The sequence below is a fragment of the Pseudomonas corrugata genome (assembly GCF_001269905.1).
In the GTDB taxonomy this organism is placed as follows: domain Bacteria; phylum Pseudomonadota; class Gammaproteobacteria; order Pseudomonadales; family Pseudomonadaceae; genus Aquipseudomonas; species Aquipseudomonas corrugata.
Genome location: NZ_LHVK01000007.1, coordinates 1 through 13,521, shown reverse-complemented (window position 1 = coordinate 13,521; position 13,521 = coordinate 1). Strand labels below are relative to the sequence as shown.

Here is a 13,521-nt window from a genome sequence, read left to right as displayed (position 1 = left end):
CTGAAAAAAAGGGTTCAGAACCAAGTTCTGAACCCTTTTTTATGCCTGGGACACTAGGGCAATTCCAACCCACCGCTCGCCTTGTGCAGCTTGCGCAAATGCTTACCAAGCTCCTTGACGTTGGCCTCGCTCGCGGCGATTTCAGCAGCGCGGCTAGGCTCGAGCAGCGCCCGGACTTCCTTGTCCAGATCTCCCGTCAGTGTTTGAAGCTGTTTCTGGCGCAGGCTGCTTTCCGATTCCAGTCGCTGCCACTCGCTGGGTTGTGGCAACCCGTAGCCGCTACTGCCCAGCAACTCCGCGGGGCGGCTCAGGAAACCGCTGTTGGCGAGGATCTGTTGCAGCGTCGCGTTGGCCCGTTCCATGCCTCCGTTCTGCAATTCCCGGGCACCGAGGTAACGTTGTTTGACTTCATCCTGGGCCAGCAGCAGTTGCCGGCGATAACTGGCCTGTTCCAGCAGCAGCAACGCCGCGCTGGTGCGCAGGTCGGCCTGTTCGAACCAGACACGACGCTCGGCGGCATCCAGGGCCAGCCAGTCCTCCACCGATTGTTGTTTGATCGGCAGGTACTTTTTCAGCACATTGAACATCGCCTGATATCGATCGCGAAATGAGTCGAAGCGGTAGCCCAGGCGCAGGGCTTCCTTGGGATCGTCCAACACGCTGGTATCCGCCAGGCCCCGCCCCTTGAGCACTTCCAACAATCCGTTGGGCATGATGCTGTCGAGGCCCTTGAGTTGCTCGTTATTGCTGCCGCTGCGCAGCAGCTTCAAGCTCTCTACCGCGCAGTTATTGGACAGGAAGTAATAGTTGCCGTCGTAGCTCCAATGCATTTCGGCGGCATGTTCGACCGTCTCCTCAATCTCGGTCCGTGACAGGTTCAGCGGCACGGACGCCAGGCTGCGCAGTTCAGTCTTGGTGTATTCGTCGATCACCTGGGCCAGCGGCAATACAAACAGGCGCGACGGGTACTTGCCCACCAGGCCATCCCAACTGGACAACTGCACATCACCCACGAAGGCGCGGTACGAGAGAACCAGGTGTTGGTCCAGATCCAATCGGCAATCCGGCCCACGTGGTCGGCCGGGTGCGCAGATCACCAACCGGAGCATGCTGTGCCCCCAGCGGCTGACCCAATTCTGGTTGGCTTCGGCCAATAGGTAATCGATGGCGTAGACCCGTTCCGGGTCGACCTTGCCCAGTGGGGTCCTGGCGAAGTCGTTGCCGGCATTGAGGAAGGCGAACGACTTGGCGCAGGTGTCCTTGGCGGGTGGAGCCCACCCAAAGTGTTCCTGGTAATAGCGGTACAGCGCGGGCCTTCGGCAGGCATAGCTCGGGTCGAGGAGAAAGTACTCCATATTGACCGCAACGAATTCCTTGGGGCTGCTGGTCTCGTAGAGATCCGGACTGCGGGCGACCTGGCGGTTGTGCTGCTCCCGTTCGCCGCGACGACCGACGTACTGCGGCCAGCCGGCCAGGTCCAGCAGGCGGGGATCGTCACTGAGGGTGAAGCGGCGGTCGTTCTGGCCCCGACACTCATCTGGAAGGCCGATCAGCCCGGCGCTGCTGTGGCGTCGCGTGCAGCGCTGGATCAACGCGCGCTCGGCATCCGGCCATAAACGCGCGCGGTCGTAGATGTGGGTCAGTTCATGCAGGACGGTGGCGAGCATTTCCCGCCGCACGGTGCCGTGGGGACGATGAGTCTTCTGGGTAGCGGCGCTGCCGTCCGTGAGGCTGTCGAGCAGATTGCTATTGAGATCGAGCTGCGACACCAGCGAGGCTTGGCCATAGGCGTTGGCGGGCATCTGGTCGGTCCAGCCGACATCGATACGACGGTTCAGTTGCTCGATGAAGCGTGGCGGCAAGGCTGCCATGGCTTCATCGAGCAGTGCCTGGCTGGCTTGCTGCTGCGCGGGGCTCAGGCCTTCGCCGTTGAGGTGCAGTCGCAGGCCGGCCTGGACAGTGCCGCCCATGAGCAGCAGGACTCCGGCCGCCAGCCAGGCGGCGAGCCGCCTCACAGTGCGAGGATGGCTTCGGCGAGGACCTGGTCACTGGCATCGCGGGCTTCCGGCACGCGGGTACGCAAGGTATCAAAGGCGGCTTCGAGGTGAGCTCCGCGGATTTCACCGTTGCTGGCGACGAAGCTGGCGGCATCGTCATGGGCTTCGCGGACGATTTTCGAATCACGGATGGAAGTGGTGGTGTCGGAGGTGAAATCGATCGTGCGCTGCGAGGCGCGAACGATGATGTTACTGGTGGCTACCAGGGTATGTGCCTGGGCCACATCGGCCAATACCAGCAGGCCTAGGGCGGCAGCAATCAGCGGGCTACGCATGGAACGACTCCGGAAAGTAGGGATAACTATTGGACGAGAATTGCCTGTGCCAGTTCAAGGTCGCTGACATGAAGTTTTGGCTGGGTCTGGCGTAGATAAGCCAAGGCCGACTCCAGTCGTGCGCCTCGCAACTGTCCGTCACTGGCAACGAACGCCGCTGCGTCATCGCGAGCGGCGACGATCAGTTTATGGTCGAAGGGCGCGGAGGTCACCATGCTCGTGGCATAACCGCTCACAACCACCTGTTGGGTGGATACATCGAAGGCATGAGCCGAAACGGACCAGCAGGAAGCGACCAGGAACAAAGCGATAGGCAGATCTGAAATAAAACGCATGGCACTCGACGGTTGATGGCGAACCTGAAGGCTAGCGCAAACCGTCGGGCCAGAGCCAGCGCTGAAACATCGGGATTACCTTCGGCAGCCCGATGTTTCATGTTGGATCAGATCACCAGGATCGCCTGGGCCAACTGTGCATCGGTGGCGTTCAATTGCGGGGCCTGCTGGCGGATCAGATCGAGGGCACTTTCCAGCTTTACGCCACGGATAGCGCCTTCGCTGGCGACGAAACTGGCGGCATCGTCACGGGCTGCCTGGACAATTTTGTTGTCCCGCAGCGACGAAGTCGCATCAGATGACGCGTCAGACGTGGCCTTGAGCGCCCCCACGATGGAGTCGGTGGTGACGATGAAGCTACTGGCATTGGCCTGGGCGGCTACGGCCAGCAAGGCTGCAACGCTGAGCAGACGAAGACGGATCATGATGAGGCTCCTTGGATGATGGGAATGCCGATTCTTGTTGCGGGAAAGGAGGCGCCTGTCCGACTCGCTTCGCCACGCTCGACTGGATAGTAAGTCAGATCGCGAAGCAGGACAGCTTCGATATGGACGTCCTTTCTTGCGCTTTTGGGATGCAGGTTAAACTGTACCTGCAATAATCCATTTTATGGAAACTGTACCTCTTCTGGAGCCAGCACCGAAATCCAGGCTCCGAAACGACAAGACCCGTCGCGGTTTCCCGCGACGGGTCTTGTTTGTTCAATTCGGTGCTGGCGGTGGACCCGATGGGTCAGGGCCAGCGACGCTGAGTTAGCGCCAGAACGGCTTGCTCAGCTCTTCGTAGCGTTGTGCTTCGCTGATACCAGCGTCAGCCAGCAGGCGGGCATCCAGACGAGCCAGTTGATGGCGGCTGGCGATGCGGCGCTGCCACAACATCAGGTTGGCAATAACGCGAAGAGGCAGGGAAGCCTGGTTTTTTGCAGCGTTGTCTTCGAAAAACAGCTCGGAACTGAGTGTACGTTCCATGGTTGACATCCTTCCGCTTATGGCGGGATTAGGTAGTGGTTTAACTTTAACTGGTGCCCATGATCCTCTCGTTTGGCCAGACACTGTAGATACAGTTCTCTAGTATTGTGCGCGACCAGTTAACTGTTAAAGGGTGGTGTACTGGTCTATATCGAGGCAACTGTACCTATCTGCACTGTTGTGGTGCAATTTGTGAAGGGGTGGAGGGTTGAACAGTAAAAATGGCCAGGAAAACACCGGTACAGCAGTACAGTTTTTGTAGGATCTGGCTGCGAGTCTTTGACCGATCCAAACTGTACGTGCTGTAGCGTTGTTCCAGCTGTATCAAACGGCCAACATACGCCCGGTCTCTTCCAGGTTCAGGTGCCAACTCAATGCTTCGCGCAGGATGTGCGGCGTATGCCCACCCAAGGCGCACGCCGCGTCAAAATACTCCTTCAAGGCCTGACGATAGGTCGGGTGCACGCAATGGTCGATGATCACCCGTGCCCGTTCACGCGGTGCCAGACCTCGCAGGTCGGCCAAGCCGACCTCGGTGACCAGGATATCGACATCATGCTCGGTGTGGTCCACGTGGCTGACCATGGGGACGACGCTGGAGATGGCGCCTCCCTTCGCGATCGACTTGGTCACGAAGATCGCCAGGTGCGCATTGCGGGCAAAGTCTCCTGAGCCGCCGATGCCATTCATCATCCGTGTACCGCAGACATGGGTAGAGTTGACGTTGCCGTACAGGTCGAACTCCAGGGCGGTATTGATGGCGATGATGCCCAGGCGGCGGACGATTTCAGGATGATTGGAAATCTCTTGTGGTCGCAGGACCAGTTTGTCCTTGTACTTCTCCAGGTTGGCGAACACATCGGCATTGCGCCGGCTCGACAGCGTGATGGAGCTGCCTGAGGCGAAGCTCAGTTTGCCGGCGTCGATCAGGTCGAAAGTGGAGTCCTGCAGTACCTCGGAGTACATGGTCAGTTCTTCGAAGGGCGAATCGATCAAACCGCACATCACGGCATTGGCAATGTTGCCGATACCGGCCTGCAGGGGGCCAAGCTTGTTGGTCATGCGCCCGGCTGCGACTTCCCGCTTGAAGAATTCGATCAGGTGATCGGCAATGGCCTGGGTGTCGTTGTCCGGTGGTGTGACGGTCGACGGTGAGTCGCCTTGGTCGGTAATGACTATGGCAGCGATTTTTTCCGGAGGGATCGGGATGGCGGTACTGCCGATACGGTCGTCGGCTTTTACCAGTGGAATCGGCGTGCGGGTCGGGCGATAGGTTGGGATATAGATGTCGTGCAATCCTTCCAGGTCCGGGTTGTGGGCCAGGTTGATTTCAACGATCACTTGTCGGGCGAAGATGGCAAAACTGGCGGAGTTACCTACTGATGTGGTCGGAACGATGTGGCCTTGCTCGGTGATGGCGACTGCTTCGATCACGGCAATGTCAGGTAGCTTGAGTTGGGCATTGCGCAACTGCTCGACGGTTTCCGAAAGATGCTGATCGATGAACATCACCTCGCCTGCATTGATCGCCTTGCGCAAGGTGCTGTCGACCTGGAACGGCATGCGTCGAGCCAGCACACCGGCTTGAGTGAGCTCCTTGTCGAGGTCGTTACCCAGGCTGGCGCCGGTCATCAGGCTGATTTTCAGCGGGCTGACCTTGGCGCGCTCGGCCAGGGCGTGGGGGACTGCTTTCGCTTCACCGGCGCGGGTGAAGCCGCTCATGCCGACGGTCATGCCGTCCTCGATCAACAACGCTGCGTCGGCAGCGCTCATCACTTTATCCAACAAGGAAGGCAGGCGAATGCGGTCACGGTACATGAAGTGTTTTCTCGGGCTGGGAGCATGGATGCGCAGTCTAGTGAATTCGCGCCGTACCCGACCCGCGACAAAAGTCGCATTTTAGGCGTCTATTACGAGGGTTTCAGGCAAAACATCATTACCGGATCGGTAACATCGGGCCTTGATACAAATCAAAACGCCCCGACAAGTCGGGGCGTTTCAGTGAAGCAGAGAGCGTTATTCCACCGCTTTGACCATGTCTTCGATGACTTTCTTGGCGTCACCGAACACCATCATGGTCTTGTCCAGATAGAACAGCTCGTTGTCCAGGCCGGCATAGCCGCTGGCCATGGAGCGCTTGTTGACGATGATGGTCTTGGCCTTGAAGGCTTCGAGGATCGGCATACCGGCAATCGGCGATTTCGGATCGTTCTTCGCTGCCGGGTTGACCACGTCGTTGGCGCCAAGCACCAGGACCACGTCGGCCTGGCCGAACTCGGAGTTGATGTCCTCCATCTCGAACACCTGGTCGTATGGCACCTCGGCCTCGGCCAGCAACACGTTCATGTGTCCGGGCATGCGACCGGCCACCGGGTGGATCGCGTACTTCACGGTCACGCCATGGTGAGTCAACTTCTCGGTCAGCTCTTTCAAGGCATGCTGCGCCCGGGCCACCGCCAAGCCATAGCCCGGCACGATGATCACGGTATCGGCGTTGGTCAGCAGGAACGTTGCGTCATCCGCGGAGCCCGACTTCACCGGACGCGCTTCTTTCGAACCAGCCGGGCCCGCCGCATCGGCGCTATTGCCGAAGCCGCCCAGCAGTACGTTGAAGAACGAACGGTTCATGGCCTTGCACATGATGTAGGAGAGGATCGCACCGCTGGAGCCCACCAGGGAGCCGGCGATGATCAGCATCGAGTTGTTCAGCGAGAAACCGATACCGGCCGCGGCCCAGCCCGAATAGCTGTTGAGCATCGACACCACCACTGGCATGTCCGCACCGCCGATGGGGATGATGATCAGCACGCCCAGCACGAATGCCAAGGCCAGCATCAGGGCGAACGCGCCGAGGTTGCCCGTGACCATGAACGTCACGCCCAGTCCCAGCGTGGCCAGGCCCAGGATCAGGTTGAGCTTGTGCTGGCCGCCGAACTGCACCGGCGCCCCCTGGAACAGGCGGAACTTGTATTTGCCGGACAGCTTGCCGAAGGCGATCACGGAACCTGAGAAGGTGATTGCGCCGATCGCCGCGCCGAGGAACAGCTCCAGGCGGTTACCGGCCGGAATCGAGTCGCCCAGTTGCTTGACGATGCCCAGGGATTGCGGCTCGACGACAGCAGCGATGGCAATGAACACGGCCGCCAGGCCGATCATGCTGTGCATGAACGCCACCAGCTCCGGCATCTTGGTCATCTCGACGCGTTTGGCCATGATCGAACCGGCGGTGCCGCCGATCAGCAGGCCGACGATGACATAACCGATGCCTGCGGTGGCAAGCTCGGCCCCCAGCTTATAGATGAGGCCCACGGTCGTGGCGATCGCCAGCGCCATGCCGAGCATGCCGAACAGGTTTCCGCGACGGGATGTGGTCGGGTGCGACAGGCCCTTGAGGGCCTGGATGAAACAGATCGACGCGATCAGGTACAGCGTCGTTACCAGGTTCATGCTCATTACTTGGGCGCCTCTTCTTTTGCTTTCGGGGCTTTTTTCTTGAACATCTCAAGCATGCGGCGCGTCACCAGGAAGCCACCGAATACGTTTACGGCAGCCAGGGCCACAGCCAGGGTGCCCATGGTCTTGCCCAGCGGCGTCACGGTCAGCGCGGCGGCGAGCATCGCGCCGACGATCACGATCGCCGAAATGGCGTTGGTCACCGCCATCAAGGGGGTGTGCAGTGCAGGCGTTACGTTCCAGACCACGTGATAACCGACATAAATCGCCAGCACGAAGATGATCAGGTTGTAGATACCGGGGGAGATAAGCTCTTCCATTGTCTGAATCCCTGCTTAGGCGTTTTTGCGGATGACTTGGCCGTCGCGGCACATCAGGCACGCGGCGACGATGTCGTCTTCCAGGTTCACGTCGAACTGACCTTCCTTGGTGAAGACCAGCTTCAGGAAGTCCAGCAGGTTACGGGCGTACAGCGCCGAAGCATCGGCTGCGACTTCGCCGGCCAGGTTGGTCGGGCCGACGATGGTCACGCCGTTCTCGACAACCACCTGATCGGCCACGGTCAGCGGGCAGTTGCCGCCCTGGGCTGCCGCGAGGTCAATCACCACCGAGCCGGGTTTCATCTGTGCCACGGTTTCGGCGCTCAGCAAGGTCGGTGCCTTGCGGCCGGGGATCAGCGCGGTGGTGATGACGATGTCAGCCTGCTTGGCGCGCTCGTGCACAGCCTGGGCCTGGCGTTGCATCCAGCTTGCGGGCATGGGGCGAGCATAACCGCCGACACCGACGGCACATTCGCGTTCTTCGTCGGTTTCATAAGGCACGTCGACGAACTTGGCGCCGAGGGATTCGATTTGTTCCTTCACTGCCGGACGCACGTCCGAAGCCTCGATCACCGCACCCAGGCGTTTAGCCGTGGCAATCGCCTGCAACCCGGCCACGCCTGCGCCGAGAATCAGCACGCGCGCCGCTTTCACGGTGCCCGCCGCCGTCATCAGCATCGGCATAAAGCGTGGGTAGTAGTGCGCGGCCAGCAACACGGCCTTGTAGCCGGCGATGTTGGCTTGGGACGACAGCACATCCAGGCTCTGGGCGCGGGATGTACGTGGGGCCGCCTCGAGGGCGAACGCGGTAATGCCGCATTCCGCCAGTTTGGCGATGGTTTCGTTGTTGAACGGATTGAGCATGCCCACCAGAACGGTGCCGCTCTTGATCAGCGCCAGTTCGCTGTCGCTGGGAGCAACCACCTTGAGAATCAGTTCGGCCCCGAACGCGTCGCTGGCGCTGCCAATGGTCGCGCCGGCGGCTTCATAGGCACTGTCGATAACGCTGGCCTTGAGGCCCGCGCCGCTTTGAACAGTCACTTTATGACCTTGGCCGATCAGCTTCTTGATGGTTTCCGGGGTAGCAGCAACCCGTGTTTCACCCGTCTGGGTTTCGAGAGGAACACCAATGTGCACGTCAAATCTCCTGCGTGATCTTATTGAGTAAACCCATGCACTTCGGATGGTGCGGCTGGGGCGGCGGATCAGCACGATCCCGCCGAATCAGGCGGGGCGCGGCATTTTGCAGGCGAAAATACAGCCCTTCAAGGGATTATGACGGGTGACGAAAAATTAACTACAAGTCACCCTGTGACCGAATGTCGCAATCATCGGCCCTCAACCCTTGCAGGCCTTGCCTTTCCCGGATTCAGGCTCAAATTGATAAATTTCCCCATCGGTCAGATGAATGAGCCGTAATGAGCGGGGCGATGTGGCTCAAAGCCACGTATTTGAACGCTTCTGAGACTACTGTACTGATTTATGAACAGATTGACTGATTGCGACAAAAACTTATATCTGTAGCGCTTTTTATTAGCTTACTACCAGACAGCGTTGTGAATGATTTCCTTATTAATCAAGTAGATACCCTCTAGCTTGGCTCACCAGCCAATCACGAAAAGCCCGCAGAGACGCGGATTCGACCTTTCGTTCCGGGATCATCAGGTAATAGGCCTTGATGCTCGATAACGCATTGCTGTTGGCAACGACCAAGCGTTTTTCTGCCAATTCCCGCTGTATCAGGAAGGGCGGAATCAAGGCTATTCCCATGTCGTGCATGGCGGCTTGGGCAAGCATGGAGAATAGTTCATAACGCGGACCTGTCAGGTCGCGCGCAATGTTGAGGTCTTGCGCGTTGAACCACTGCCGCCAGGCATATGGACGGGTGGTCTGCTGGAGCAGAGGCAACTCGGCAATGGCTTGCGGTGTCAGGTTATTGCGGTCGCCCAGCAGTGCGGGGCTGCACACTGGCATGGGGTTTTCGCCCATGAGTTTGTGGGATTCGGTACCGGACCAGTCGGCGTCGCCAAAGTAGATGGCGGCGTCAAAGTCCGTGTCCGCAAACAGAAAGGGGCGCGTGCGGTTGGTCAGGTTGACGGTGACCTCTGGATGTTGCTGCTGGAAATCCTTCAGGCGAGGTAACAGCCATTGGGTTCCAAACGTGGGAACCACGGCCAGCTCGATCACGTTCGCGCCGGTGTGCCCCATCACCGAAAGCGTATCTCGCTCGACAGCGTCCAGTTGGGTGGCAACACGGCGGCTATAGGAAAGTCCTGCTTCAGTCAGCTTGACGCCGCGCCGCGAGCGTCGGAACAACTCCACGCTGAGAAAGTCCTCCAGACTGGCGATCTGTCGGCAGATCGCCCCTTGCGTGAGAGAAAGCTCCTGCGCGGCCTTGGTGAAGCTCTCATGGCGAGCGGCGGCTTCAAAGCTAACCAGTGCGGCAGTGCTGGGGATCTTGCGGCGCATGTACGGTGACCTCACTGATCGTTGGCATAAACAGCGATTCTGACGTTTACGGAGTGAGAAATTAGCACAAGCACATGCGTAATCGTCGTTTGCCCTCGTAGGAAACCGCGCCTAGGATCAATCCACGATTTTTCATTTGATTGGCGAGGATTTTTTCATGGCCGGTAAAGCGAGCTTCAACTGGATCGATCCACTGTTGCTGGACCAGCAACTCACCGAAGAAGAACGCATGATCCGCGACACTGCCGAGCAGTTCGCCCAGCAGAAGCTTGCGCCGCGGGTGCTGGAAGCGTTCCGTCATGAAAAGACCGATCCAGCGATTTTTCGTGAGATGGGGGAGGTCGGGCTTCTGGGCGCCACCATCCCCGAACAGTACGGCGGCAGTGGCTTGAACTACGTCAGCTATGGCTTGATCGCCCGTGAAGTGGAACGTGTTGACTCCGGGTACCGCTCGATGATGAGCGTGCAGTCCTCGCTGGTCATGGTGCCTATCAACGAGTTTGGTACTGAGGCCCAGAAACAGAAGTACCTGCCAAAGCTAGCCTCCGGTGAGTGGATCGGATGTTTCGGTCTGACCGAGCCGAACCATGGTTCTGACCCGGGCGCGATGCTTACTCGTGCGCGCAAAGTCGAAGGTGGCTACAGCCTGACGGGCAGTAAGATGTGGATCACCAACAGTCCGATAGCCGATGTGTTTGTCGTATGGGGCAAGGACGACGCCGGTGATATCCGGGGCTTTGTATTGGAGAAGGGCTGGAAGGGCCTGAGCGCGCCGGCCATTCATGGCAAGGTCGGGCTGCGGGCTTCCATCACCGGCGAGATCGTCATGGACAACGTGTTTGTTCCAGAAGAGAACATCTTCCCGGATGTGCGTGGTCTGAAAGGTCCGTTTACTTGCCTGAACTCGGCACGTTACGGCATTTCCTGGGGCGCCTTGGGGGCTGCCGAATTCTGCTGGCACACCGCCCGCCAATACACCCTGGATCGCCAGCAGTTTGGTCGTCCACTGGCGGCCACTCAGTTGATCCAGAAGAAGCTGGCCGACATGCAGACTGAAATCACCCTTGCTCTGCAAGGATGCCTGCGTCTGGGGCGTATGAAGGATGAAGGCACGGCGGCGGTGGAGATCACTTCGATCATGAAGCGCAACTCTTGCGGCAAATCCCTGGATATCGCGCGTATGGCGCGGGACATGCTGGGTGGCAATGGTATCTCCGATGAGTTCGGCGTTGCCCGTCATCTGGTGAATCTGGAAGTGGTGAACACTTATGAAGGGACTCACGATGTGCATGCGCTGATCCTCGGTCGTGCGCAAACCGGTATCCAGGCGTTCTATTAATAGGAGGACGGCCATGGGCGCGCTTTCGCACCTGCGGGTACTGGATTTATCGAGGGTCCTGGCCGGGCCGTGGGCCGGCCAGATACTGGCGGACCTGGGGGCGGAGGTCATCAAGGTCGAGCGCCCGGGCAATGGTGATGACACGCGCGCCTGGGGGCCTCCCTTCCTGAAGGATGGTCGTGGAGAAAATACGACCGAGGCGGCTTATTACCTGTCAGCCAACCGCAACAAGCAATCGGTCACCATCGACTTCACCCGGCCCGAGGGACAGAACCTGGTGCGGGAGCTGGCGGCCAAGTCCGACATCCTGATCGAGAACTTCAAGGTCGGTGGGCTCGCGGCATATGGCCTGGACTACGACTCACTGAAGACGATCAACCCGCGTTTGATCTATTGCTCGATCACCGGGTTTGGCCAAACCGGTCCTTATGCAAAGCGCGCCGGTTATGACTTCATGATCCAGGGGTTGGGGGGCTTGATGAGTCTCACCGGGAGGCCTGAAGGAGAGGAGGGGGCTGGGCCGGTGAAGGTCGGGGTTGCGCTGACTGACATCCTCACGGGGCTTTATTCAACTGCGGCCATCCTGGCGGCGCTGGCTCACCGCGACCAGGCAGGTGATGGTCAGCACATCGACATGGCATTGCTGGACGTTCAAGTGGCTTGCCTGGCCAACCAGGCGATGAACTACCTGACGACAGGCAATGCGCCGAAACGATTGGGCAACGCTCACCCCAATATCGTGCCTTATCAGGATTTTCCTACGGCTGATGGCGACTTCATTCTTACCGTGGGTAACGACGGCCAGTTCCGCAAGTTTGCTGAAGTCGCTGGTCAACCGCAGTGGGCTGATGATCCTCGTTTTGTAACGAACAAGCAGCGGGTGGCGAACCGAGCGGTGCTGATCCCATTGATTCGCCAGGCGACGGTGTTCAAGACCACTGCCGAATGGGTGGCCCAGTTGGAGCAGGCCGGCGTGCCATGCGGGCCGATCAACGATCTGGAGCAGGTGTTTGCCGATCCACAGGTGCGGGCTCGTGGGTTGTCGATAGAACTGCCCCATGCGTTGGCCGGTAAGGTGCCACAGGTCGCCAGCCCGATTCGCTTGTCCAGGACGCCTGTGGAATACCATCGTGCGCCGCCTTTGTTGGGGGAGCACACGCTGGAGGTGCTGCAACGTGTGCTTGGCTTGGATGAAGCGGCTGTAACTGCCTTTAAGGAGGGGGGAGTCATTTGAAGCTTTCTTCTATATAGATGGGAGGCTTTTGGCGGGTGCAGACGGCGTTTTATCGGGTGTGTCGCAACGTATTGATAGAAAAGCGAAATTAAGGGTTGACGGCAGATTCTGAGTCTCTATAATTCGCCCCACTTCCGGCGCAGTCGAAACGGAAAACTCCTTGAGTTTCAATGAGTTAGACGATTTAAGATGGCGCAGGGCTTCAGTTCATCGAAGTCGCGGAAGGAGTTGGCAGGGCAGGTTGTCTGGCTCGGTTGACGGTTCGATCTTCTCGGTCGAAAGCGGTGAAAAAGAGGTGTTGACAGCAGCGACTAACGCTGTAGAATTCGCCTCCCGCTAACGAGAGATCGAAAGCGCAAGTGGTTGAAGTTGTTGAGGTTTTGAAAAGCAAAACTTTGAAAACTTCCAAAATAATCGCTTGACAGATACACGGGGCGCTGTAGAATGCGCGCCTCGGTTGAGACGAAAGGCTCAACCCACCGCTCTTTAACAACTGAATCAAGCAATTCGTGTGGGTGCTTGTGGAGTCAGACTGCTAGTCAACAGATTATCAGCATCACAAGTTACTCCGCGAGAAATCAAAGATGTAACCAACGATTGCTGAGCCAAGTTTAGGGTTTTCTCAAAACCCAAAGATGTTTGAACTGAAGAGTTTGATCATGGCTCAGATTGAACGCTGGCGGCAGGCCTAACACATGCAAGTCGAGCGGTAGAGAGGTGCTTGCACCTCTTGAGAGCGGCGGACGGGTGAGTAATGCCTAGGAATCTGCCTGGTAGTGGGGGATAACGCTCGGAAACGGACGCTAATACCGCATACGTCCTACGGGAGAAAGCAGGGGACCTTCGGGCCTTGCGCTATCAGATGAGCCTAGGTCGGATTAGCTAGTTGGTGAGGTAATGGCTCACCAAGGCGACGATCCGTAACTGGTCTGAGAGGATGATCAGTCACACTGGAACTGAGACACGGTCCAGACTCCTACGGGAGGCAGCAGTGGGGAATATTGGACAATGGGCGAAAGCCTGATCCAGCCATGCCGCGTGTGTGAAGAAGGTCTTCGGATTGTAAAGCAC

12 protein-coding genes and 1 rRNA gene are annotated in these 13,521 nt (G+C 58.6%); 3 read left to right on the top strand and 10 right to left on the bottom strand.

The features are described 5' to 3' along the window. Positions 1-53: 53 nt before the first annotated feature. The 10 genes from AD665_RS09730 to AD665_RS09685 all read right to left on the bottom strand — a co-directional run bounded on the left by AD665_RS09730 (position 54) and on the right by AD665_RS09685 (position 9,877). Positions 54-2,015: a DUF7844 domain-containing protein gene (locus AD665_RS09730; RefSeq protein ID WP_053191899.1), complete on the bottom strand. Its 1,962-nt coding sequence runs from the start codon at positions 2,013-2,015 to the stop codon at positions 54-56. Continuing rightward, positions 2,012-2,332, bottom strand: coding sequence for a DUF2388 domain-containing protein (locus AD665_RS09725; protein ID WP_003187020.1), 321 nt, complete (start codon positions 2,330-2,332; stop codon positions 2,012-2,014). The genes AD665_RS09730 and AD665_RS09725 overlap by 4 nt, the downstream gene beginning before the upstream one ends. 26 nt (positions 2,333-2,358) lie before the next feature. Beyond that, entirely contained in the window at positions 2,359-2,667 is a 309-nt protein-coding gene (locus AD665_RS09720) for a DUF2388 domain-containing protein (protein ID WP_053191898.1), read from the bottom strand. A gap of 107 nt (positions 2,668-2,774) precedes the next feature. Continuing rightward, positions 2,775-3,092 (bottom strand): DUF2388 domain-containing protein, encoded by a 318-nt coding sequence (locus tag AD665_RS09715; protein ID WP_024778485.1) that lies wholly within the window; start codon positions 3,090-3,092, stop codon positions 2,775-2,777. Positions 3,093-3,419: 327 nt separating this feature from the next. Continuing rightward, a complete protein-coding gene (locus AD665_RS09710) occupies positions 3,420-3,635 on the bottom strand; it encodes a DUF1127 domain-containing protein (protein WP_024778486.1) in 216 nt (71 codons plus the stop codon). A 324-nt stretch (positions 3,636-3,959) separates the two neighbouring features. Next, the gene (locus AD665_RS09705) at positions 3,960-5,453 is read right to left on the bottom strand and encodes a succinyl-CoA:acetate CoA-transferase ScpC (protein ID WP_024778487.1); all 1,494 of its coding nucleotides are present in this window, start codon (positions 5,451-5,453) and stop codon (positions 3,960-3,962) included. Positions 5,454-5,651: 198 nt separating this feature from the next. Beyond that, complete coding sequence (locus AD665_RS09700; protein WP_024778488.1) at positions 5,652-7,088, bottom strand: NAD(P)(+) transhydrogenase (Re/Si-specific) subunit beta; 1,437 nt, start codon at positions 7,086-7,088, stop codon at positions 5,652-5,654. Then, on the bottom strand, positions 7,088-7,408 hold the full coding sequence (locus tag AD665_RS09695; RefSeq protein WP_003220416.1) for an NAD(P) transhydrogenase subunit alpha part 2: 321 nt from the start codon (positions 7,406-7,408) through the stop codon (positions 7,088-7,090). The genes AD665_RS09700 and AD665_RS09695 overlap by 1 nt, the downstream gene beginning before the upstream one ends. A gap of 15 nt (positions 7,409-7,423) precedes the next feature. Continuing rightward, on the bottom strand, positions 7,424-8,545 hold the full coding sequence (locus AD665_RS09690; protein WP_053191896.1) for a Re/Si-specific NAD(P)(+) transhydrogenase subunit alpha: 1,122 nt from the start codon (positions 8,543-8,545) through the stop codon (positions 7,424-7,426). A 435-nt stretch (positions 8,546-8,980) separates the two neighbouring features. Next, entirely contained in the window at positions 8,981-9,877 is an 897-nt protein-coding gene (locus AD665_RS09685; protein ID WP_024778490.1) for a LysR family transcriptional regulator, read from the bottom strand. A gap of 157 nt (positions 9,878-10,034) precedes the next feature. On the opposite strand from AD665_RS09685, the gene AD665_RS09680 reads away from it, so the two are divergent. The 3 genes from AD665_RS09680 to AD665_RS09670 form a co-directional block, all read left to right on the top strand. Then, the gene (locus AD665_RS09680) at positions 10,035-11,216 is read left to right on the top strand and encodes an acyl-CoA dehydrogenase (RefSeq protein ID WP_024778491.1); all 1,182 of its coding nucleotides are present in this window, start codon (positions 10,035-10,037) and stop codon (positions 11,214-11,216) included. Positions 11,217-11,229: 13 nt separating this feature from the next. Beyond that, positions 11,230-12,450 (top strand): CaiB/BaiF CoA transferase family protein, encoded by a 1,221-nt coding sequence (locus AD665_RS09675; protein ID WP_024778492.1) that lies wholly within the window; start codon positions 11,230-11,232, stop codon positions 12,448-12,450. 641 nt (positions 12,451-13,091) lie between these two features. Continuing rightward, a 16S ribosomal RNA gene (locus tag AD665_RS09670) occupies positions 13,092-13,521 on the top strand; the annotation flags it as partial.

What these genes read in the sequence shown, in the direction of transcription:
- AD665_RS09725 (WP_003187020.1), bottom strand. Translation starts at nt 2,332, where the DNA reads ATGCGTAGCCCGCTGATTGCTGCCGCCCTAGGCCTGCTGGTATTGGCC.
- AD665_RS09720 (WP_053191898.1), bottom strand. Translation starts at nt 2,667, where the DNA reads ATGCGTTTTATTTCAGATCTGCCTATCGCTTTGTTCCTGGTCGCTTCC.
- AD665_RS09715 (WP_024778485.1), bottom strand. Translation starts at nt 3,092, where the DNA reads ATGATCCGTCTTCGTCTGCTCAGCGTTGCAGCCTTGCTGGCCGTAGCC.
- AD665_RS09710 (WP_024778486.1), bottom strand. Translation starts at nt 3,635, where the DNA reads ATGGAACGTACACTCAGTTCCGAGCTGTTTTTCGAAGACAACGCTGCA.
- AD665_RS09705 (WP_024778487.1), bottom strand. Translation starts at nt 5,453, where the DNA reads ATGTACCGTGACCGCATTCGCCTGCCTTCCTTGTTGGATAAAGTGATG.
- AD665_RS09700 (WP_024778488.1), bottom strand. Translation starts at nt 7,088, where the DNA reads ATGAGCATGAACCTGGTAACGACGCTGTACCTGATCGCGTCGATCTGT.
- AD665_RS09695 (WP_003220416.1), bottom strand. Translation starts at nt 7,408, where the DNA reads ATGGAAGAGCTTATCTCCCCCGGTATCTACAACCTGATCATCTTCGTG.
- AD665_RS09685 (WP_024778490.1), bottom strand. Translation starts at nt 9,877, where the DNA reads ATGCGCCGCAAGATCCCCAGCACTGCCGCACTGGTTAGCTTTGAAGCC.
- AD665_RS09680 (WP_024778491.1), top strand. Translation starts at nt 10,035, where the DNA reads ATGGCCGGTAAAGCGAGCTTCAACTGGATCGATCCACTGTTGCTGGAC.
- AD665_RS09675 (WP_024778492.1), top strand. Translation starts at nt 11,230, where the DNA reads ATGGGCGCGCTTTCGCACCTGCGGGTACTGGATTTATCGAGGGTCCTG.